Genomic DNA, 17,513 nt, shown 5'->3' on the forward strand with positions numbered 1-17,513 from the left:
GCCTGGGACCGAACCCTTCTCTCGAAAGGGACGACCTTGTCCACGAAGACTAGTGGCACTCTTGCCGCACGCGCATCCCGCGCCACGCACCTTTCCCTCGTCCGCGAACCGTCCGCCGTCGCCGACATCCCGGTCCCGGACGACCTGCCGGACGACCCGCGCCGCGCCTACCGGCTCGGCCGGCTCACCACGCTCGTGGAGGCGCTCGACGAGCGCACCCGGGCCGCCGCGAACCTCCAGAAGTTCGAGTCGATGAGCTTCGCCGAGCTCGAGAAGCTCATCGAGGTCCTCGGCTGGTTCCGCGACGCGGCCCGCCCGTCGCTGCGGCTGGTCGACGAGCGCGACGACATCGCCCCGATCGTCGAGGCCGCGCTCTCCGAGATCCGTCCGGTCAAGGACGAGACCGCCGGGGTGACGGCATGACCATCATGATGCCGGGCCTGATCCAGGCCGTCCGTGACGCCGCGCAGGGCCACTACGCGTGGTGCAACCTCGGCGAACATGATTATGAGACGCCGGAGCACGAGGCCCAGCTGTGCAAGTCCTCGTCCACGGTCCGTTTCCCGCGCCCTTTCCCGAACGGCGACGAGGTGCGCTCGTTCGAGGTCGAGCTCGCCGGCTCCCCGGCCGACGTCGCCCACAACGTGCCCGTGCCGCTCGCGTCGCTCGGGTTCAACGGCCAGATCCCCGGCTGGGACATGGAGCCGTGGAAGCTCATCCCGCTGGCGATGACGCTGCTCTCGGCCGAGGCCCGCTCGCGCGGCGACCTGGCGATGGAGCGGGCGTACCTGGACGCGGCGAACGAGGCGATCGACGCCCGCGTGATCGAGGTCGAGCACGCGAAGGACACGGTCGCGCAGCCGCCGCACCACTGGTCGCAGGGCCCGTTCTCCTACGTCATGGGCGGAAACCCGGACGACGGGGTCATGACCTGGGACGAGTACCAGGCCGCGCAGGAGACCGACGGGACGCCGCTCACCGACTGGGAGCGGGAACTGATCGAGAACTCGAACCCGGTCGAGAACGACTTCGGCCCGGGCGTGCCGCGGTTCGTCGTGCAGCACACCACGCCCGGCCACTGGCAGCTCACCTCGATCGAGACGGGCAAGTCCGTCGACGGCATCGACTACACCAGCTTCGACACCGCCCGCGCCGAGCGGGACCTGCGCAACGCCGAGCAGGCCGGCGGTGCCCGATGACCGTCATTCCGGAGCACGGCCTGACCGGCGAGCAGCTCGACCTGCTCATGCGGCCGCTCAACGGCAACCGGGTCCAGGAGCACAAGGGGCAGGCGCACCTCGAAGCGTGGGATGTGAGGCGCTGGTTGACCCGCGTGTTCGGGTTCACCGGGTGGAAAGACGAGATCCTCTCGCTCGACCTGGTGCACGAGTCCGTGTGGCCGTGGGTCGACGGCAAGACCGGCGAGCCGGTACCGGGCAAGCACCGGGCGACGGTGGTCTACCGGGTCACGCTCCGCCTCGTCGTGAAGGACGTGCACGGCCGGGAGCTGAACTCCTGGGAGGACGTGGCGACCGGCGAGGCGATCAATCAGGCCTCGGTCGGTGACGCGCACGACCTGGCCGTGAAGGCCGCGGTGTCGCAGGCCCTGAAGCGGTGCGCGGTGAACCTGGGCGACCAGTTCGGGCTCTCGCTGTACAACGACGGCGGCACGGCGCCTGTGATCGTGCGGACGGTCGGGCACCCGAACGTGCCGAAGCCCGGCGCCGAGCAGCCGGCGGTGGAGGACGCGCCCGTGGTCGGCGGGGAGTTCGCCGAGCAGGCGTGTTCTGAGACCTCACCTCAGCCGGAAGCGACCGCACAGCCGGACGTGTCCTTCTGGGACACCGACGAGGGCAAGCACCTGATGAAGGTCCTCCACACGGTGATCGCGGCGAAGTACGGGCCGAAGGGCGACGCCGAGCGGCACGCCGCATTCTCGAAGTTCACCGGCCGTCAGATCACCTCGGCGAAGCAGCTGACGCGGGACGAGGTCGAGAACTTCATCGCGGCGCTGCGCCAGCAGCCCGACTACGCCAAGCCCCAGCCCGCGCCGGCGGACGAGAACGCGAACTTCCGCATCGCCGAGCAGCTCGCCCAGCTCCCGCAGACCGACCCGGCCGAGCAGCTCGAGGAAGACCTGCGCGACGCGGTCGAGAGTTCGGACAACAAGTTCGAGCTCGACGCCGCGATGAACGCCGCCACGGACGCCCGCAACGCCGGGAAGCTCTCCGCCGAGCAGTACACGCGACTGACCGCCGCAGCCGATCAGCGGGCCGCCCGAGGCAGGCAGTTGGCAGGTGCTGCCGTATGAGCACCATGGCCCTCGACACGCTCGTCAACGCCCTCGAGATCCGCGCCGTGGGCAACAGCAGCCCGAGCCGGGCCCGCTCCTGGCTGACCCAGGTCCTCGAGGCCGCCGGCACTTCACAGGACACGATCGACACCGCCCTCCTGGCCGTCTCGGAGCTGGTGACGAACGCCGTGGTGCACACGGACTCGGCGCGGATCCTCGTCTCGGCCCAGGTGGTCGACGGCGGTGTCCGCCTGGTCGTGCACGACGACGACGCGCCGGCCGACTGGCAGGGGCCGAGCCGTGGGCTGGCCGAGCGGGGTCGCGGACTGCTCCTCATCCAGGCGCTCGCCGCCGAGTTCGACATCGACCGGCACACGGCCGGCACGACCGTGACTTGCCTGATTCCGATGGCTGCCTGATGGCCGCCACCACTACCGCCGTGCCTGCCCCTTCGGGGGCGGGCTCGGCCCCGGCCGGGCTGACCCCGGCTCAGACCCGGGCGTGGGAGCGCCTGCAGGCCGCGCGTGCCGCGATGGCCCAGGTCCCGCCGCTCGACCCCGAATTCCTCGCCGCAGAGCGCTCGTACGAGCGGCTCCGGCGGCTGAACGGAGACGAATCATGAGCATCACCGACGTGGCGCCGGTCATCGCGGCCGAGCGCATCTTCCCGACCTGCATCCACTGGTGTGGATGGCACTGGGCCGAGGACACGCCCGAGGAGCCCGGCTGCTGCTGGGCGCAGGACGTGCAGGTCGACGGCGTGGTCGAGGTCATGGCGACCTACGACGAGCACCGCACCCGCAACCACTACGAGTGGCCCAAGAACGATGAGGGCGGCAGCGACTACGCCGCCGAGCCCGTCGTCACTCAGGAGCCGCTCCCGCCGCTGCTGATCACCGCGTTCCGCGCGGACCTGCCCAGCTTCGACGAGGGCATCGAGTTCGCCTCGATCGAGGCCGCCGAGGCGACCGCGCACAGCATCTTGGCGATGGTCGCCCGGATCCGCGGCGACGAGCAGCTCGCCCAAGTCCACCTGACCGCCGGCATTACCGCCGCGACGGAGGCGGGTCGATGAACGGGCCCTACGAGACGAGCCGCGAGGCGTACGACGCCGCGCGGGTACTGCGGGAAGCCGTGGCCGCAGCCGACCCCGGCGGCTCGATGACCCAGAACGTGATCGCCGCGAGGTCGACGGCACGCACCCAGTACGTGCGTGGCGTCCTCGAGGTCTACGGCGTCCAGCTCGCCGCGTACGACAAGCGGATGGCCGAATGGCTCGCGGGCTGGGACGTCGAGACGATCCAGACCATCACGGCATGGATCGCACGGGCGTATGCCGCCGGCCAGGACGCGCTGCGCGAGGAGATCACTGACCTGAACGCCCGGATCGCCAAGCTCGAGGCCGAGGCCGCCGGTCACGTCCCGCCGCTGCCCGTCGACCTCGAGGCGTGCGGCCGGTGCGCCGTGCCGTTCGACCCGGCCGACACGGCGTTCGACGGCCGCGCCCGGTACGCCAAGACCCTGTTCTGTCGCGGCTGCGTGGACCAGTGCCACGAAGCCGACGCCGACCACCGCTGCATCATCTGCATGGGCGGTGCCCGATGACCGCGCTCAGTCAGCCGCTCGGGCCGTTCGACACGTACGCGCAAGCGACGGACGCCGCGGCCGTGCTCCACGTCGAGCTCGACCTGCTGCGCCTGTCCGGCCGCACCCCGAATCAGGTCCGGATGATGCAGCGTGGCGCCCGGCGCCGCTACATCACCAAGCACCTGCGGGCCGCGCACGTCGAGCTCGGCCAGTACGACAAGGCGATCGTCATGTGGGTCGCGTCGGTCGCGGACGAGTCCCCGGAAGTCCTCGTGACCATCCTCGGATGGGTCCTGCGATCCAAGGGAGTCAAGCGATGACCGCCGAGGAGCACCTGGCCGAGGCCGAGAAGCTGCTGCAGACGGCCCACGGCGCGGGAGGCAACCACGCCCGTGTGACCGCGCTCGCGGCCCTCTCGACCGCCCACGCCACCATCGCGCAGGCCAAGCGGAAGGAGACGAAGCGATGACCGAGCGCACTGCCGCCCAGAAGACCGCCCGCCGTGCCCGGCTCGTGACCGTGGGCCTGCTCGTCCCGGCCGCGATGGGGCTGGCGCTGTCCGCGTCGACCTCGTACCGGTTCGCGCAAGGGCGACTCGGGATCACCGACTTCGCCGAGCGCGTGACCCTGTGCGGCACAGCTGAGGCCGCCATCATCGCCCTGACTTTGCACAGCTGGGGCACTAAGTCGAAGGCCTCCGCGTGGCTGGCGTACATCCTGGTCGCGGTGCAGGCCGTGCCCGCGTTCAGCGTCTCGGGCGGGACCGGCGGCATCGTCCGGATCGTGCTCGGCCCGATCCTGCTCGCGGTCATGCTGCACAAGCTGCTCGGCCTCGAGATGAAGCTGTCCGGCGAGAAGTCCACGGGGCTGCTCGCGTCGGCGGGCCGTGAGATCCGGGAGCGGCTCACGGCCCGGCTCGGGATCGGCCGGCGCGGCGCGGACTCCGCTGCGATCGCCCGCAGTCGTGCCGCCGACAAAGCCGTGTGGCTCGCGACCCGCCGACGCTGGACCCGCCGCTCGCATGCCCGTCTCGGTGCGGCGCTCGACGCCGCCCAGCACGGCCTGGACGCGGCGGACGCGGCTGCGGCTGAGGCCTCGATCGTGGCGCGCATCGTGCGCCGCAACTCCGTGACCGACCTGCGTCGCCTCACCGCCCGGCACGTGTGGATGTCGTCGGCCGTGTCCGGCGTCGCGGTGATCGAACCGCAGGCCGGAGAGATCGCCGAGGCGGACACGGCCGAGGACACGCAGGGCCCTGCGGAGCCCGTCATCTCGGGCTGGACGGGGCCGCGTGTGTCCGGCCGGCGTCGCCCTCGCAGGGTGCCGCGGACTCTGCGCCCCGCCAGGACGGTAGCGGCGACGCAGACGGCGCCTGAGCGGCCGGAAGCGGTCCTCGAGCCCGTACGGGTGGACACGGTCGAGACGGAGTCCACGGTCCCGCCGCAGGGCGCGAAGCGTCGCCCGTCTGTCCGCCCCGCGGTGATCGCGCTCAAGGCGCAGAACCCGGACATGGCCACGGACACCATCGCCGAAATCCTCGGCGTCGCCGAGCGCACCGTCACCCGGCACCTGTCCGCGAAAGACGCCCAGATCCAGCACGCCAACGGCACCACCAATTAGGAGGAACCATGGCCGCCACCCCCAGCACCGAGCCCGGCACGGTCGTCATTCGCTACCGCAACCAGTCCGGTGCGCTCGTCACCGTCACCCGGCTCGAGCCGCAGGGCAGCCGCTTCGAGCGGTTCGGCGCCGAGTGCGCCGCCTGCCTCGACGCCATGAAGTGGCACCTGCGCCTGAGCGACACCCTCGACGACGGCCGCAACTGGGCGAGTGCCCACGCCGCCGAATGCCACGCGCTCCCGCAGCCCGAGACGCAGGACTGACCGCCTCACCGCCGCCGGCAGTCCCGCAGGGGCCTGTCGGTGCGCGGCGGGCGCTCAGCCCGGACCCTCACGCGAAGGAGATCACGAACATGGCCGGAACGCACTCGTACAGCTGCCCCAAGTGCGGGGTGACCAAGGGCGGCTACTACTTCCGCTGGACCGCCCAGGACGCCGCCGAAGTCCACCTGTGGAAGAAGCACCGGGTCGACGTGACGAAGAACCGCCGCTTTTCCAACTGACCGTCCGACGGGCCACGATCGCCGGCGGCCCTGAGCTCCTCCCCAGGACCGCCGGTCCGCGCGGCCAACCGGCCGAAACCCCAGTTCACGAAGGAGACGCACCGTGGCGAGGAAGTACGACGACAGCGACACGTCGGCCGAGGCGACGCGCGCGCGGTACGACCAGATGCTGGCACTGGCCCAGGACGGCAAGGACGTGCCCGCGGAGCTCTCCAGCCAGATCCAGCGTGGCGCCGACGCCGCGATGGACCGGGCGATCCGCAAGCACGGCAGGGACTGACGGATTCCATAAACCACAGGTAGACGGCCGACCGCCCGGTTCGTGGCGATGAGCGTAGGCGGCCGGCCTTACTCCCGAGAGAGGAGCAAAATCATCATGTCGCTGGACGAGACCGAAATCCAGCACGTCAACGGGCTCGCGCACAAGCGTGTCCGCCTCGATGACCCGACCACGGATCAGGGCACTGACCAGCCGGAACAGGCCGCGCCGGAACTTATCACTGGTGATAAGTCGCCGGAGCCCGAGGTTGGCACCAGTGCCAACCTGCCGGACCCGGAGCCGTTCCAGCCCCGGCGGCGCGTCACCGTCCGGTCCGTGGCCACGCACCCGCACACCAAGACCGCGGCCCGGCACGGCGCGTACGTCGTCGCCGGCGGCAAGGTCGTGGCCCGCAAGGCGTGGGACGCGCGCACCACGGCCCGCCACCAGCGGTACCAGCGCCTCGCCGAGTCCACCGGTGACCACGAGCTCGCCAAGCACTGGGAGCAGCGCGTCGAGCACCACCGCGAGGCCCGCCACAAGCGGCGCCTCGCCATGCTCCACGCCCCCGTCATCGCGGCGAAAGCCCTGGTCTACGGCGCGATCGGCCTCGTGTTCCTCGGGATCGTCCTGTCCGTCGCCGGGTCCCACGCCAGCCCCCTGATGCCGCTGGTCGACGTCGCGCACGCCGTCCAGGCCGTCATCACCCTCGCCCGCGAGGCGTGGGAGATCGGGCGCTGGTTCCTGCCGTTCCTGGTCGGCTACGGGTTGTGGTCCGCCGGGCGCAAGGGCGCCGAGATGCCGTCGTGGCTGGTCACCTCGACCGAGGGCGAGGACCTCGTCATCGACGAGCGCACCATCACCCTCGCGATCAAGGCGCTGCGGATCCAGGGCGTGACCGAGCACCTGAAGAAGGGCATTCCGCTGCAGTACCTGACCCCGGCCAGGGAGGACGGGCGCGGCACGTTCGCGGCGCTGCGCCTGCCCAGCGGCGTGTCGGCGGAGAAGGTGGCCAAGCGGCGCACCGACTTGGCCACGGGCCTGCACCGGGCGGCGAAGGAGGTGTTCCCGACAGTCGGGGCCGAGGCGGGGATCCTGAACCTGTGGATCGCGGACAAGGGACGGCTCGAGGAGGGCGCGGGCCCGTACCCGCTGCTGACCGAGGGGCGCACGGACTTCTTCAAGGGCTTCCCGCTCGGGCAGACGCTCCGCGGGAACCTGATCACCGCGCCGATGATGGGCTGCAACACGATTGTCGGAGGCATGCCGGGCCAGGGTAAGAGTTCGGCGGCGCGCGCCCTGATGGCCGGCGCGTCCCTGGACCCGTCCTGTGAGCTGCGGATCTGGGTGCCGGACGCGAACTTTGACTTCGAGCTGTTCAAGCGGCGCTGCTCGACGTACGTCATGGGCGCCGAGAGCGAGTACATCGAGGAGATCCTCGAGGGCTGCGAACTGTTGCACGAGGAGATTCAGGCGCGCGGCCGGCTCCTGACGGACATGGAGCAGCCCGAGGTCACCCGGAAGATCGCGGATGCGAACCGGCGGCTGCGGCCTCTGGTGACGCTGCTCGAAGAGGCGCACGTGGCCTTCCAGCACGCCAAGTACGGCAAGGCCATCTCGCAGCTGACCGTGGAGAACGTCAAGCTCGGCCGCAAGCGCGCCGTGCACCAGATCGTCTCGACGCAGGCCCCGACGAAGGACTCGATCCCGCGCGACGTCACCCGCAACTGCAGCAACGGCCTGGCCTTCGCGGTCGGCGACCACGTCGCGAACGACGCGCTGCTCGGGCAGGGGGCATATCGGGGCGGTCACCGGGCGACGGAGCTGCTGCCGGGCGTGGACCGGGGCGTGTGCCTCGCGAAGGGCCTGACCGGGGCTCGCAGCGAACTGACGCAGGTGCACTTCGTCAGCATCACGCGTGAGCTCGACGAGCTCACGCCGCTGATCGACCGGGCCGTGGACGCGGTGCGCGACTACGACGCGTCCGCGCTGGCCGCGCCCGTGCGCCAGGAGCAGCGCGACCTGCTCGCCGACCTGGGCGCGGTCCTCGCCGGCGATGTCGACCCGGTGCCGATCGCGGACGTCCCGCGCCGGCTGCGGGAGCTCGCGCCGAAGTGGTCGGCCTACCAGAACCTGGCGGGCACGGCGCTGGTGAAGCTGCTCGCCGAACTCGGGATCAAGGTCCCGAGTACCGGCAACCGCTACCCGCTCGACCCTGCCGCGGTGCGTCGCGCTCTCGATGAGAGGGACGCCGAGGACGACTGACCCGGGTTAGGTCGCTCGATTCCGAGTTAGATCCGTAACCTAACGATAGATCAAATAGTTAACAGCGCTGGTCAGGGCGAATGATCCGAGTTAGCCCACCGGCGCGGGTTAGGCCGGCCGTCCGCGAGGCCCCAGAAACGCGGTTTCGCGGATAGCCAGCCGACCTACCTAACCCCGACTCCCAGGAAGACGCGACATGACCGAGACCGAGATCACCACCGGCGCCGAGCGCGCCCAGACCGACACCGCCGAGCCGACCCTGACCATCAGCGAACTGCGTGCCCTGCTCCGCGACGCCACCGCCTACGCCGCCGCGCAGCGCCCCATCGTCCTGCACGCGCCCGCCGAGCCCGTCACGGCCACGCAGACCGCCCCGGCCGGGCACGCGGGCATCACCGTCGCCGTCCCGGCCGCCACGGCCATCCAGGACGCCCCGGAGCGCCGCTACTCGATCCACGAGCTCGTCGGCCACTGCGGCATGGCGGTCGCCGGCACCGGGTTCATCACGGCGATCCTGCTCGCCGTCGCGGGCTCCCCCGACATCACGACTGCGGCCGTCGCCGGCGTCGCCGGGCTCGCCGTCTCGTTCGGCGCGGCGGTCACCGGTACCAACGCCGACGACCGGGCGCAGGCCGCGAGCTGGGCCAAGCGGCAGGAGACGCACCAGTGAACCCGAACGAGCGCGTTCCCCTGACCTGCTGCTACCTGTTCGCCGCGCTGTCCTTCCTCGGCATCCTCGGCATCTTCATCACGGGCGCAGCGACGGCCGCGATCGTGCTGTTCGTCGCCGGGTTCGCCGGCGTCATCGCGTCCACGGCCGCATTGGTCCAGGCCGAGCAGCACGCCCAGTCACCAGCGCGCAGGACCGGCTAACCCTTCCTGGACGTCGCCCAGGTCACCGTTGACCTGACGAGGTCCGGCGCCGACGGCGAGCGCGGAGTCTCCACGCGAGCAGAGCGCCCCCTGCCGCGACGACCAGGACAACCCCGAGAACGACCAGCCAGAAGACCTCGAAAACGCCGCTCATGTAGCCCATGCCACTGCCCAGATAGGTCACTTCTCCGCCCCCTCCTGCCCGACATATTGACGGCCGGGCGCTCGGTCCGGGACTCGCGGCAGTCTCGATTGCACTCCGACCCCGCAACGCACGCGGCGCGTCGCAGACTCGGCCCGACCGACGAAACGGCGGATTCTGTCAGTGCATGGGCGTATCGTCGGAATTACTCACTTCAGCCCTGTGGCCAGATGCTGCAGAGCGCGGAACGGCCCCGGCGGATTCGACACCACCGGGGCTGTTCTGTGTCCAGCGCAGGTCATGAAGGGCCGGTCCGGGTGCGTGCTGCGGGCGGAGCCGAGATGGCCGCGGCCTGAGAGTTGGCGTTGCTCGGGGGACCGCTTGAGCAGCCAGCCGCGGCGGCGGTCGACACGACGGCGAGGACGGCAAAGCGTCCGACGTCAAGACAGCTTCCACTGCGCCGTGTCGTCGTCCATCCCGCTCAACGGCGTGAACTGCACCGTCGTCACCTTGTCGCCCTTCGGGACCTCGAACACGATCCAGCCGAGCGTCGAGTCGCCGGCCGCGAGGTTCGCCGTGTCGGCCATCATCGGGCCGGAGGAGATCGCGGAGACGATCGTGGACTGGAAAGTCTGGCCTTTCGCGTCCTTCACGACGACGCAGTTCGACGGGGAGTCGCTCCACGCCTTGCCGCCGACGTCTTTGATCTCGAACTGTGCGGCGTAGTACTGATCGCCCGAGTCCGGCGACTCGAACCCGCTCGTTGCGTGCGGGCTCGCGTCGACCTTCTTCAGGGTGACGGCGAGCTTGTCGCCGGCGACGTCGGTCACCTCGATCGTGTCGCCGAGCCCGGCAGCCTTCGATCCGGCGCCCGCGGCGGACTTGCCGGCGGCGGCCGGGGTGTTCGCGGCGGTCGTGTTCACGGTCGTGTTGTTCTTCGACCCGACGGCCGCCGCGACGACGATGAGGACGACCAGCGCGACGACGCCGAGGCAGCCGAACCCGGCGATCTTCGCGCCGCGCTTCTTCTTCGGCGGTGGCGCCTGCGGCGGGTAGGGCTGCCCGTAGTACGGCTGCTGGCCGCCCGCATACGGGTCCTGCCCGCCGTACTGCGGCACCGACGCACCGCCGCGGCTGCGCGTAGGCGCCTCGTACGGGCCGGGCTGCTCGTCGTACGGCTGGCTCGGGTCGCTGGGCCGCTGTTCCATGGTCCCCCCTCGGGATGGTGAATCTGGCGAGGGGGACCGTATCGGCGCGGCCAGGATTGCGTCAGGGGTTTGCGGATCCGTGACCGGGCCGTATGGCGAACGGAATGCGCGCGGGTCGCACGCGTAACGCGAGGCATCAGGCGACGCTGGCGTGACCTCCGACTTGCGCGCGGGCTGGCCGCCGCCGCCGTTGCCGGGCCGCTTCCCTCGACTGGCCGACGCAGGCTCGCGGCCGACCACGCAGCGCGGTTCCATGGGCACATGAGCGAGGAGCCGAACGTCGTCCTACGCGGTGGCCAGCTCGACGGCCTCCGCGTCACGGCGGACACCCGGAAGCCCATCACCCTCACGGCCGGCGAGCTGCTGTTCGTGTACCGCCCGCTCGGCGAGATGGACAGCGAGTACCCAGAGCTTGCCGTGTACGTGTACTCCCACACCGAGGACCGTTGAGCCACAGGCCGTAGCCCGGTCGGTGGCCACCCGCTCGCGCCCGGCTGGCAGTGGCCGTTGGATGGGGTCATGGACCCCCACGGCTTCGACGAACACCCCGATCCGAACGTAGTGCTGCGCGGCGGCCCACTCGACGGTATCCGCGTCCGGGTGCACACCCAGGCGCCCATCACCCTCGACGCTGGCGACCAGATATGCGTGTACAGGCCGCTCGGCGAGATGGACTCGGAGTACCCGAGCTTCAGCGTCTACGTCTTCGACCGCACCGAGGACCGCTGAGCGGAATCCGCGACGCGGCTCGGAGTCGCCCGCGCGGCCCACACGGGCTCGCGCACGGTTCACACGGGCGGTTCGATGGGCCTATGAGCGATAGGTCGGGTTACGCCGCGGTCGTGCCGAACGTGGTCCTGCGCGGCGGCCCGCTCGACGGCGAACAGCGGCACGTCGAAAGCCGGGCGCCGATCGGCATCGAGGTCGACGACCACCGGGCGGTCTACCGGCCCACGGCCGAACTCGACACCGAGTTCCCCACGCTCGCCGTCTGGGTGTACGACCACGCCGAGACGGCCTGAGCGGGCGACCCGCCGCGCGAGCTGACGCTCGGGCATAGTTCCGCCATGACTTCAGCGGAGTCCACACTCCTCGGCATCGTCATCGGCGCGGCGCTCGCGTGGCTGGGAAACGTGCTCTCCAGCCGCGCGCAATGGCGGCGCGAGGAGCAGCGCAGGCTGGCCGAACGGCGAACTGAGCTCTACCAGGACATGTTCGTAAGGACGCGCTACCTCGTGCGCGTCCAGAAGCTGCACGGTATCGAGCCTCACCCAGAGGCAACGCCGGAAGCGGTCGCCGAACTGGACCGGTGGAGCGCCCGCGTGAGCCTGTTCGCATCAACGAAGGTCTCGATGCTGTGGGATATCTGGTTCACGATCCACATGCAGGGCTGGGAGATCCACCGGACCAAGCTGGAGACTCTCGAGGATCGCCGGCGCTACGCCGCCCACGGAACTCGTCGTGAGCAGGCTCATGAGGCGATTGTCGATCAGATGCGCCGAGAGATCGGGTTCGGAACGCCGCGAGGTCGCATTCGTGGTGCGCTACCCCGACGTCAGAGCGTCGAGCGGTAGAACACCTTCGACCCGTTCTCGGCATACCCGAGCGACGCGTAGAACGCCCGCGCCTGCTCGTTCGGCGCGTCCGTCGTCCACTCCACCCGGCTGCACTCGTTGAAGCGCGCTATCCGGTGCAGCTCGTCCATGAACTGCCTGCCGAGCCCGGTCCGCCGGTACGCCTCGGCCACGTAGAGCTCTTTCAGGTACAGGCTCTTGGTGAATCCGGCCGCCGGCCACAGGAACGAGTACGACGCGAACCCGGCTGGCTTGTCCTCGTCCCACGCCATCAGCACATAGGCGGCCGGCGCCGTGCAGAACAAAGCCGCTTCGATCTGCGCGAGCTGGTCATCGAGCGGTTCCGTGGGTTCGCCTCCATAGAACCGCTCAAGCTCGTCCATCAGGCCGACGAGCGCCTCGGCGTCCCTGGGGCGAATGGGATCAAGGTTGATCAAGGCTGTTCCTCGTCGTCAGGGGTCATCAGTCGGTCGTCCAGTTCACCCGCGACCGGCAGCGCGCGCCGCCGGGACTCGGGCAGCCCGGCCAGCAGCTGCCGGCCGCGCAACGCGATGATCCCGGCCCGCTGGTGGTCGTTCAGGTCGTTCATGGCGTCCAGAGCGTACGCGAGGCCGTCCTCGGCGTCTCCGTCGCGGATCAGGCACGCGGCCCGGTCCAGGCGCGTAAAGGCCCGGTCCATGTAGTCCGCCGGGCCGCACAGGTCCAGGGCCCGCTGCTGCGCCGGCCACGCCTTCCGGGTGTCGCCGAGGTGCGTGTACGCGTTGCCCTGGTGGAAGCGGAGCTGTCCCTCGTCGTAGCCGAACGCGGAGTCGTTGACCGAGCCGGCGGGGAGCTGGCCGAGCCCGGTCTCCGCGCGGCCGATCGCGTGCTCGCACCCGGGTCTGTCCCCCCTGGCGGCGAGGATCCGCGCCTCGAGCGCCGCGGCGAGGACCGCGCCGACCCTGGGGACCGTGCCGGCCACGTGCTGGGCGCCGCGTGCCACGAGGAGCGCCTCGTCGAAGTCCTGGGCGTAGTAGTGGCCGTAGCACTCCTGCGCCAGGACCCAACTGATCGTCTCGGGGTCGCCGGTCTCCCGGGCGGTGGTGCGCGCCACCCTGGCCCAGGACCGGAACTCCGGGCGCCGGTCCAGCTTGATCAGGGTGAGGCAGACCAGTCCGCACATGTTCGCCGCGACCCGGGTCAGCGCGTACGTCGAGGAGAGCGGCCGGGGCCGGTCCATCAGCGCGTACACCTCGGCGAGGTCCGCGGTCAGGTCGGCGAGCAGCAGCGGCGCGGGCCGGTCCCGGGAGAGCAGCCCGTAGCGCACGACCGTCTGTTCGAGGTCGTCTATCGCGATGGACGAAAGGGCGCCGTCGCTGACCGAGGCGGCCAGGGCCCGGCGCAGCTGGTCGAGCCGGCCGACGGCGAGCGCGGACCCGACGGACGGGGCGCGGTCGGTGAACCCGAGCGAGGCGTACGGGCGGCCGGTGACGAGTTCCAGGGCGCGCCGGTAGACGGGGCGGGCCGAGTTCGACACCCCGGTCTCCCAGCGCTGAATGAGCCGCTTGTTCGCCTCGTTGGGCTCGCCGAGGCGCCTCCCGGCTTCGCGCAGCCGCTCCGCGAACTCGTCCTGAGACAGGTTCAGGGCGCGGCGCACCGCCCGCAGGGTCTGATTCGGTATCCGGTCGGCAGACACGGCCATAGAGCGACCGTAGGGCGCCACGGGGGCGCCAGGAAGGGTTTTGCGGCATGGCGCAGGGCTGTTTGACGCCGGAATGACGCCCTGGGCGCAGCCGCACCGACGCCGGAATGACCGGTTCGCTGGTCGTGGACATCAGCGACGGTGAAGGCGGGTCTGACGATGGACACGGTGAACGGGGCGATGCGCCCGGACGCGGCCGACTTCCATGTGGAGGTTGGCGAAACCACCTCGGGCACCGTGACGACGCTTCGGCTGATCGGCACGCTCAACGTGTATACCGAGCCCGCATTGGCTGCGCGGGTCCAGGAAGCGATGAAGGGCGGCGCGTGGTCCCTGGTCGTGAGCCTCGCCGAGGTGGACCACGTGGACGCCGAGGTGGGCGTCGGTGCCCTGCTGCGGGCCCTGCGACGGCTCCAGGCCGGCAACGGGACGCTGCTGCTCGCCGAGGTGCCCGAGCAGGTCCGCAAAGCCATCAAGGCGCGAGGGCTGGGCTTGGTGCTACCAGCGTTCCCGACCGAGGAGTCCGCTGTGGAATTCCTCGCTACCTGGCGCAGTGCGGCATGATTGCTGGCCCGCTGATCGCGTCGATCGAGGCGGTAGCGACCGCGGACACCGAGGACGTGGAGATCCGCGTGACCGCGTCGTGCAGACCCCTCGCGTCCAGGACGGTGCGCCGCCTCGTCCGCGTGCTCGCGGCGGACTGCCCTCGCCTGGACGACGTGCTACAGATCACCTCCGAGCTCATCGCCTGCGCGGTCCTGTACCCCGGGCCCACGGACATCATGGCGGTCTCGATCGTGCTCGGTACGCGCATGGCCCGGGTCACCATCGCGCAGGACATGGCGCCGCTCCAAGCGAAAACCGCCGTCCCCGGCTTCGGTCTCGCCATGGTCGTCGTCCATGAGCTCGCGGATACCTGCCATCACTACAACCGCGGCGAGTACGCGCAGATATTCGCGGAGGTGAAGTGGTGAAGTACCTCGCGAACAACGGGATCACCGGTGCCGTCATCCTCGACGAGGACGAGGCCCGCCAGGACTTCGACTCTGCGCCGCGTGTCGTAGGTGAGTTCGGCCAGGAGTTCACCACATTCCCCGTCGGCGAGTACGGGCACGTACTCATGTGCGCCGCGATCACGTACACGCCTGTCAAAGAGGCGCCGAGGCGGAAGCGGCGACGCGCCCCGTAGCTCGTAGCGCCCCGGCCGCGCCACCCGGCATCCATGCCGGGCACGGACGAGGATTAAACCCGATGCACCACCAACCCTCAGAAGGACCCTCATGCCGACCACCGACACCACGACAACCGACGCGCTCGCCCAGGTCGTGGCGCAGCGCTTCACCGACACGCCGCTGCGCGTCGGCACCCGCACCTCACCCATGGCCCTGTGGCAGGCCGGGCACGTCGCGGACCTGCTCGCCAAACGCGTCCCCGGCCTGCGCACCGAGCTTGTCGGGATCGAGACCACGGCCGACAACTGGCCCGGCGACCTCGCCGAACTCGGCGGGAAGGGCCTGTTCACCAAAGAGATCGACCGGGGGCTGATGGCCGGGCAGGTCGACGTCGCGGTGCACTGCATGAAGGACGTGCCCGGCGATGTGCCGCTGCCGCCCGGGACCGCGTTCGGGGCGTACCTGACCCGCGACGACGTGCACGACGTAGCCCTGTTCCCGGCAGCCTCGCCCATCCGGCGGCTCGAGGACCTGCCGCAGGGCGCGAAAGTCGCGACCTCCTCCGTGCGCCGGCGCGCCCAACTCCACCAGTACCGGCCGGACCTGCGGATCGAACGGATCCGCGGGAACGTCAACTCGAGGCTGCGGAAGCTGGACGAGGGGACGGACGGGTTCGAGGCGATGATCCTCGCGCGTGCGGGTCTCGGGCGGATCGGCGAGGCCGGTCAGCGCCCCTACCAGCTGCTGCCGATGGAGCACCAGGGCAAGAAGGTCGCGGTGCTGCCCGCCGTGGGCTCCGGCGTCATCGGGCTCCAGGCGCGCACCGCCGACGCCCCCGTCATGGCGCTGCTGGACGAACTCAGCGACCCGGACACGGCAGCGTGCGTGACGGCGGAACGGGTCATGCTGCACATGCTCCTCGGCCACTGCAACTCCCCGATCGCCGGACACTGCGTGCGCACCCCGGACGGCCGGGAGTTCCACCTGCGCGGCATGGTGTTCAACCGGGACGGATCGAGGTTCGTGCACGCCGCCGCCTGGCATAAGGACCCCGCCACGGCCGGGTCGCTGGTCGCCGCCGACCTGTTGCGCCAAGGCGCCAGAGACCTCATCAACGCGACAAAGAACTGACCGAGGCGGTAGGCGCGTTCCCCGTCACCGGGCATCTCGTGGTCGCGGACGAGGCTGGCCGCTGGCTGATCCTGCGCCGCACCCGCCCGCCCGAGCAGTGGATGCTGCCCGGCGGGCGGGTGCTGCCGGGCGAGTCGCCTGCCGCCGCCGCGATCCGCGAGACACGGGAGGAGACCGGGCTGCGCGTCGATGCCGGGGACCTGCTCGCGGTCGCTTTCGTCGCGCCCTCGTACCCCCGGCTCTCCGGCCGGCTCGCCTTCGTGTTCGCCGCCGCGCTCCCCGCGCCAGGGCACGAGATACGGCCCGATGGTGTCGAGGTCGACCGGTGGCAGTTCGCCGAGCCGGCGCGGGCCCTCGAGCTGCTGCATCCGCTGATGGCCGCGCGCCTCGCGACACCAGAGCGGCGGAGTGTCTACATCGAGCAGCGACCGCAAAGGGCTGATCATTAGCGGCCCACAGGCTCCCGGCCCTGCCGCCACTCCCTGCCGGCCGGGTCGGGCCTTCCCCGCTGGCACTGGTGTCGTGGCGGGACCCGCGGTTGATGCGGCGGGTCCTCCAAGGCCTGCGGCGGCTATCACCGCCGCGAGAGGCGACTCGCCGTCCCGGTCGTTGGTCCTCCGCGTTTACCGGCGCACTTGGATCATCAGATCCCGCTCCCCTCGGAAGCAGATGAGGTCGCCGTCGGACGTGCAGGTGGGCCGGATGAAACCATTGATCCGCACGTGCCCCAGGCCACCAGCGGACTCGTACACGGCGTAAGAGAGGTCATCGACCGGGAAGGAGTTGATACTGTTTTCCGGCAAGCGCGCCGGCCAGGCGCCCCCACCCTCCTGTACCACCTTGTAGAGCGACTGCTCAGAGGGCAGCCTGCCCACCCGGAATTCGACTCGCACAGTGGGCGGTAAGCCGACGCCGGGCATCTCGCCGGTCCCGTTGTCGTTCCCGACGATGTTGTCCCGGCCGGCGTTGAAGATGTCTCCGCCCGCGATCTGGCAGTACTCGCAGTTGATCGTGATGCCAGGGGTTTGTTCCGCAGCGTCTGCCGAGGCGATGGCGGGAATGCCGGCGAGCGCGGCAGTAGCGAGCAGCCCGATGAGGGCGGCACTCCTGACGGTACGGATCACGGCTCTTCCTTCCAGGTCAGGACAGGTTCGCCGTGAGCGTAGGAGCCGTGTTGCGGGCGGCGGCGGACCGTCACCCGCCCGCG

Annotated in this window: 29 protein-coding genes; 25 read left to right on the top strand and 4 right to left on the bottom strand. The window is 70.6% G+C overall.

From position 1 onward, the window contains the following. Positions 1-36: 36 nt before the first annotated feature. The 16 genes from KDL01_RS04215 to KDL01_RS04290 all read left to right on the top strand — a co-directional run bounded on the left by KDL01_RS04215 (position 37) and on the right by KDL01_RS04290 (position 9,398). Positions 37-423 (top strand): hypothetical protein, encoded by a 387-nt coding sequence (locus KDL01_RS04215; RefSeq protein ID WP_212526971.1) that lies wholly within the window; start codon positions 37-39, stop codon positions 421-423. Then, the gene (locus KDL01_RS04220) at positions 420-1,199 is read left to right on the top strand and encodes a hypothetical protein (RefSeq protein WP_212526972.1); all 780 of its coding nucleotides are present in this window, start codon (positions 420-422) and stop codon (positions 1,197-1,199) included. Before KDL01_RS04215 ends, KDL01_RS04220 begins: the two co-directional genes overlap by 4 nt. After that, on the top strand, positions 1,196-2,311 hold the full coding sequence (locus KDL01_RS04225; protein ID WP_212526973.1) for a Rad52/Rad22 family DNA repair protein: 1,116 nt from the start codon (positions 1,196-1,198) through the stop codon (positions 2,309-2,311). The genes KDL01_RS04220 and KDL01_RS04225 overlap by 4 nt, the downstream gene beginning before the upstream one ends. Beyond that, a complete protein-coding gene (locus KDL01_RS04230) occupies positions 2,308-2,712 on the top strand; it encodes an ATP-binding protein (RefSeq protein ID WP_212526974.1) in 405 nt (134 codons plus the stop codon). Before KDL01_RS04225 ends, KDL01_RS04230 begins: the two co-directional genes overlap by 4 nt. Next, positions 2,712-2,915 (top strand): hypothetical protein, encoded by a 204-nt coding sequence (locus KDL01_RS04235; RefSeq protein WP_212526975.1) that lies wholly within the window; start codon positions 2,712-2,714, stop codon positions 2,913-2,915. Before KDL01_RS04230 ends, KDL01_RS04235 begins: the two co-directional genes overlap by 1 nt. Continuing rightward, complete coding sequence (locus KDL01_RS04240; protein WP_212526976.1) at positions 2,912-3,367, top strand: hypothetical protein; 456 nt, start codon at positions 2,912-2,914, stop codon at positions 3,365-3,367. Before KDL01_RS04235 ends, KDL01_RS04240 begins: the two co-directional genes overlap by 4 nt. Continuing rightward, positions 3,364-3,897 (top strand): hypothetical protein, encoded by a 534-nt coding sequence (locus tag KDL01_RS04245; RefSeq protein WP_212526977.1) that lies wholly within the window; start codon positions 3,364-3,366, stop codon positions 3,895-3,897. The genes KDL01_RS04240 and KDL01_RS04245 overlap by 4 nt, the downstream gene beginning before the upstream one ends. Next, the gene (locus KDL01_RS04250; RefSeq protein WP_212526978.1) at positions 3,894-4,199 is read left to right on the top strand and encodes a hypothetical protein; all 306 of its coding nucleotides are present in this window, start codon (positions 3,894-3,896) and stop codon (positions 4,197-4,199) included. The genes KDL01_RS04245 and KDL01_RS04250 overlap by 4 nt, the downstream gene beginning before the upstream one ends. Beyond that, positions 4,196-4,348 carry a hypothetical protein gene (locus KDL01_RS04255; RefSeq protein WP_212526979.1) on the top strand — a complete coding sequence of 51 codons (153 nt, stop codon included), beginning with the start codon at positions 4,196-4,198 and terminating at the stop codon, positions 4,346-4,348. Before KDL01_RS04250 ends, KDL01_RS04255 begins: the two co-directional genes overlap by 4 nt. Further along, positions 4,345-5,499, top strand: a complete 1,155-nt coding sequence (locus tag KDL01_RS04260; protein WP_212526980.1) for a hypothetical protein — start codon at positions 4,345-4,347, stop codon at positions 5,497-5,499. Before KDL01_RS04255 ends, KDL01_RS04260 begins: the two co-directional genes overlap by 4 nt. A gap of 8 nt (positions 5,500-5,507) precedes the next feature. Further along, entirely contained in the window at positions 5,508-5,762 is a 255-nt protein-coding gene (locus KDL01_RS04265) for a hypothetical protein (RefSeq protein ID WP_212526981.1), read from the top strand. 89 nt (positions 5,763-5,851) lie between these two features. Further along, positions 5,852-6,001: a hypothetical protein gene (locus KDL01_RS04270; protein ID WP_212526982.1), complete on the top strand. Its 150-nt coding sequence runs from the start codon at positions 5,852-5,854 to the stop codon at positions 5,999-6,001. A gap of 103 nt (positions 6,002-6,104) precedes the next feature. Next, positions 6,105-6,281, top strand: coding sequence for a hypothetical protein (locus KDL01_RS04275; RefSeq protein ID WP_212526983.1), 177 nt, complete (start codon positions 6,105-6,107; stop codon positions 6,279-6,281). Positions 6,282-6,377: 96 nt separating this feature from the next. Beyond that, the gene (locus KDL01_RS04280; RefSeq protein ID WP_212526984.1) at positions 6,378-8,525 is read left to right on the top strand and encodes a hypothetical protein; all 2,148 of its coding nucleotides are present in this window, start codon (positions 6,378-6,380) and stop codon (positions 8,523-8,525) included. A 196-nt stretch (positions 8,526-8,721) separates the two neighbouring features. Further along, complete coding sequence (locus tag KDL01_RS04285) at positions 8,722-9,195, top strand: hypothetical protein (RefSeq protein WP_212526985.1); 474 nt, start codon at positions 8,722-8,724, stop codon at positions 9,193-9,195. Beyond that, entirely contained in the window at positions 9,192-9,398 is a 207-nt protein-coding gene (locus KDL01_RS04290) for a hypothetical protein (RefSeq protein WP_212526986.1), read from the top strand. Before KDL01_RS04285 ends, KDL01_RS04290 begins: the two co-directional genes overlap by 4 nt. 582 nt (positions 9,399-9,980) lie before the next feature. Here KDL01_RS04290 and KDL01_RS04295 read toward each other — a convergent pair. Then, positions 9,981-10,748: a DUF4352 domain-containing protein gene (locus KDL01_RS04295; RefSeq protein ID WP_212526987.1), complete on the bottom strand. Its 768-nt coding sequence runs from the start codon at positions 10,746-10,748 to the stop codon at positions 9,981-9,983. 261 nt (positions 10,749-11,009) lie between these two features. On the opposite strand from KDL01_RS04295, the gene KDL01_RS04300 reads away from it, so the two are divergent. The 4 genes from KDL01_RS04300 to KDL01_RS04315 all read left to right on the top strand — a co-directional run bounded on the left by KDL01_RS04300 (position 11,010) and on the right by KDL01_RS04315 (position 12,322). Continuing rightward, positions 11,010-11,198 carry a hypothetical protein gene (locus KDL01_RS04300; RefSeq protein ID WP_212526988.1) on the top strand — a complete coding sequence of 63 codons (189 nt, stop codon included), beginning with the start codon at positions 11,010-11,012 and terminating at the stop codon, positions 11,196-11,198. Between the two features lie 69 nt (positions 11,199-11,267). After that, entirely contained in the window at positions 11,268-11,477 is a 210-nt protein-coding gene (locus tag KDL01_RS04305; RefSeq protein WP_212526989.1) for a hypothetical protein, read from the top strand. A gap of 83 nt (positions 11,478-11,560) precedes the next feature. Then, positions 11,561-11,770 carry a hypothetical protein gene (locus KDL01_RS04310; RefSeq protein ID WP_212526990.1) on the top strand — a complete coding sequence of 70 codons (210 nt, stop codon included), beginning with the start codon at positions 11,561-11,563 and terminating at the stop codon, positions 11,768-11,770. Positions 11,771-11,815: 45 nt separating this feature from the next. After that, complete coding sequence (locus KDL01_RS04315; protein ID WP_212526991.1) at positions 11,816-12,322, top strand: hypothetical protein; 507 nt, start codon at positions 11,816-11,818, stop codon at positions 12,320-12,322. On the opposite strand, the gene KDL01_RS04320 is transcribed toward KDL01_RS04315, so the two are convergent. Then, positions 12,304-12,759, bottom strand: a complete 456-nt coding sequence (locus KDL01_RS04320; protein ID WP_212526992.1) for a GNAT family N-acetyltransferase — start codon at positions 12,757-12,759, stop codon at positions 12,304-12,306. The two genes, KDL01_RS04315 and KDL01_RS04320, sit on opposite strands and share 19 nt — an antisense overlap. Further along, entirely contained in the window at positions 12,756-14,003 is a 1,248-nt protein-coding gene (locus KDL01_RS04325; RefSeq protein ID WP_212526993.1) for a helix-turn-helix domain-containing protein, read from the bottom strand. Before KDL01_RS04325 ends, KDL01_RS04320 begins: the two co-directional genes overlap by 4 nt. A gap of 159 nt (positions 14,004-14,162) precedes the next feature. Between KDL01_RS04325 and KDL01_RS04330 the strand changes: the two genes are divergently transcribed. From KDL01_RS04330 to KDL01_RS04350, 5 genes are all read left to right on the top strand, one after another. Then, on the top strand, positions 14,163-14,567 hold the full coding sequence (locus tag KDL01_RS04330) for an STAS domain-containing protein (RefSeq protein WP_212526994.1): 405 nt from the start codon (positions 14,163-14,165) through the stop codon (positions 14,565-14,567). Next, positions 14,564-14,977, top strand: a complete 414-nt coding sequence (locus KDL01_RS04335) for a hypothetical protein (RefSeq protein ID WP_212526995.1) — start codon at positions 14,564-14,566, stop codon at positions 14,975-14,977. Before KDL01_RS04330 ends, KDL01_RS04335 begins: the two co-directional genes overlap by 4 nt. After that, a complete protein-coding gene (locus KDL01_RS04340; protein ID WP_212526996.1) occupies positions 14,974-15,192 on the top strand; it encodes a hypothetical protein in 219 nt (72 codons plus the stop codon). The genes KDL01_RS04335 and KDL01_RS04340 overlap by 4 nt, the downstream gene beginning before the upstream one ends. A gap of 91 nt (positions 15,193-15,283) precedes the next feature. Further along, positions 15,284-16,306: a hydroxymethylbilane synthase gene (gene hemC, locus KDL01_RS04345; protein WP_212526997.1), complete on the top strand. Its 1,023-nt coding sequence runs from the start codon at positions 15,284-15,286 to the stop codon at positions 16,304-16,306. Between the two features lie 38 nt (positions 16,307-16,344). Next, on the top strand, positions 16,345-16,755 hold the full coding sequence (locus tag KDL01_RS04350; protein ID WP_212526998.1) for an NUDIX domain-containing protein: 411 nt from the start codon (positions 16,345-16,347) through the stop codon (positions 16,753-16,755). Between the two features lie 174 nt (positions 16,756-16,929). On the opposite strand, the gene KDL01_RS04355 is transcribed toward KDL01_RS04350, so the two are convergent. Further along, positions 16,930-17,430, bottom strand: coding sequence for a hypothetical protein (locus KDL01_RS04355; RefSeq protein ID WP_212526999.1), 501 nt, complete (start codon positions 17,428-17,430; stop codon positions 16,930-16,932). Positions 17,431-17,513: the final 83 nt, after the last annotated feature.

The organism is Actinospica durhamensis (assembly GCF_018139695.1).
GTDB lineage: Bacteria > Actinomycetota > Actinomycetes > Streptomycetales > Catenulisporaceae > Actinospica > Actinospica durhamensis.

What these genes read in the sequence shown, in the direction of transcription:
- KDL01_RS04220 (WP_212526972.1), top strand. Translation starts at nt 420, where the DNA reads ATGACCATCATGATGCCGGGCCTGATCCAGGCCGTCCGTGACGCCGCG.
- KDL01_RS04225 (WP_212526973.1), top strand. Translation starts at nt 1,196, where the DNA reads ATGACCGTCATTCCGGAGCACGGCCTGACCGGCGAGCAGCTCGACCTG.
- KDL01_RS04230 (WP_212526974.1), top strand. Translation starts at nt 2,308, where the DNA reads ATGAGCACCATGGCCCTCGACACGCTCGTCAACGCCCTCGAGATCCGC.
- KDL01_RS04235 (WP_212526975.1), top strand. Translation starts at nt 2,712, where the DNA reads ATGGCCGCCACCACTACCGCCGTGCCTGCCCCTTCGGGGGCGGGCTCG.
- KDL01_RS04240 (WP_212526976.1), top strand. Translation starts at nt 2,912, where the DNA reads ATGAGCATCACCGACGTGGCGCCGGTCATCGCGGCCGAGCGCATCTTC.
- KDL01_RS04245 (WP_212526977.1), top strand. Translation starts at nt 3,364, where the DNA reads ATGAACGGGCCCTACGAGACGAGCCGCGAGGCGTACGACGCCGCGCGG.
- KDL01_RS04250 (WP_212526978.1), top strand. Translation starts at nt 3,894, where the DNA reads ATGACCGCGCTCAGTCAGCCGCTCGGGCCGTTCGACACGTACGCGCAA.
- KDL01_RS04255 (WP_212526979.1), top strand. Translation starts at nt 4,196, where the DNA reads ATGACCGCCGAGGAGCACCTGGCCGAGGCCGAGAAGCTGCTGCAGACG.
- KDL01_RS04260 (WP_212526980.1), top strand. Translation starts at nt 4,345, where the DNA reads ATGACCGAGCGCACTGCCGCCCAGAAGACCGCCCGCCGTGCCCGGCTC.
- KDL01_RS04265 (WP_212526981.1), top strand. Translation starts at nt 5,508, where the DNA reads ATGGCCGCCACCCCCAGCACCGAGCCCGGCACGGTCGTCATTCGCTAC.
- KDL01_RS04270 (WP_212526982.1), top strand. Translation starts at nt 5,852, where the DNA reads ATGGCCGGAACGCACTCGTACAGCTGCCCCAAGTGCGGGGTGACCAAG.
- KDL01_RS04280 (WP_212526984.1), top strand. Translation starts at nt 6,378, where the DNA reads ATGTCGCTGGACGAGACCGAAATCCAGCACGTCAACGGGCTCGCGCAC.
- KDL01_RS04285 (WP_212526985.1), top strand. Translation starts at nt 8,722, where the DNA reads ATGACCGAGACCGAGATCACCACCGGCGCCGAGCGCGCCCAGACCGAC.
- KDL01_RS04295 (WP_212526987.1), bottom strand. Translation starts at nt 10,748, where the DNA reads ATGGAACAGCGGCCCAGCGACCCGAGCCAGCCGTACGACGAGCAGCCC.
- KDL01_RS04300 (WP_212526988.1), top strand. Translation starts at nt 11,010, where the DNA reads ATGAGCGAGGAGCCGAACGTCGTCCTACGCGGTGGCCAGCTCGACGGC.
- KDL01_RS04305 (WP_212526989.1), top strand. Translation starts at nt 11,268, where the DNA reads ATGGACCCCCACGGCTTCGACGAACACCCCGATCCGAACGTAGTGCTG.
- KDL01_RS04310 (WP_212526990.1), top strand. Translation starts at nt 11,561, where the DNA reads ATGAGCGATAGGTCGGGTTACGCCGCGGTCGTGCCGAACGTGGTCCTG.
- KDL01_RS04315 (WP_212526991.1), top strand. Translation starts at nt 11,816, where the DNA reads ATGACTTCAGCGGAGTCCACACTCCTCGGCATCGTCATCGGCGCGGCG.
- KDL01_RS04325 (WP_212526993.1), bottom strand. Translation starts at nt 14,003, where the DNA reads ATGGCCGTGTCTGCCGACCGGATACCGAATCAGACCCTGCGGGCGGTG.
- KDL01_RS04330 (WP_212526994.1), top strand. Translation starts at nt 14,163, where the DNA reads ATGGACACGGTGAACGGGGCGATGCGCCCGGACGCGGCCGACTTCCAT.
- KDL01_RS04335 (WP_212526995.1), top strand. Translation starts at nt 14,564, where the DNA reads ATGATTGCTGGCCCGCTGATCGCGTCGATCGAGGCGGTAGCGACCGCG.
- hemC (WP_212526997.1), top strand. Translation starts at nt 15,284, where the DNA reads ATGCCGACCACCGACACCACGACAACCGACGCGCTCGCCCAGGTCGTG.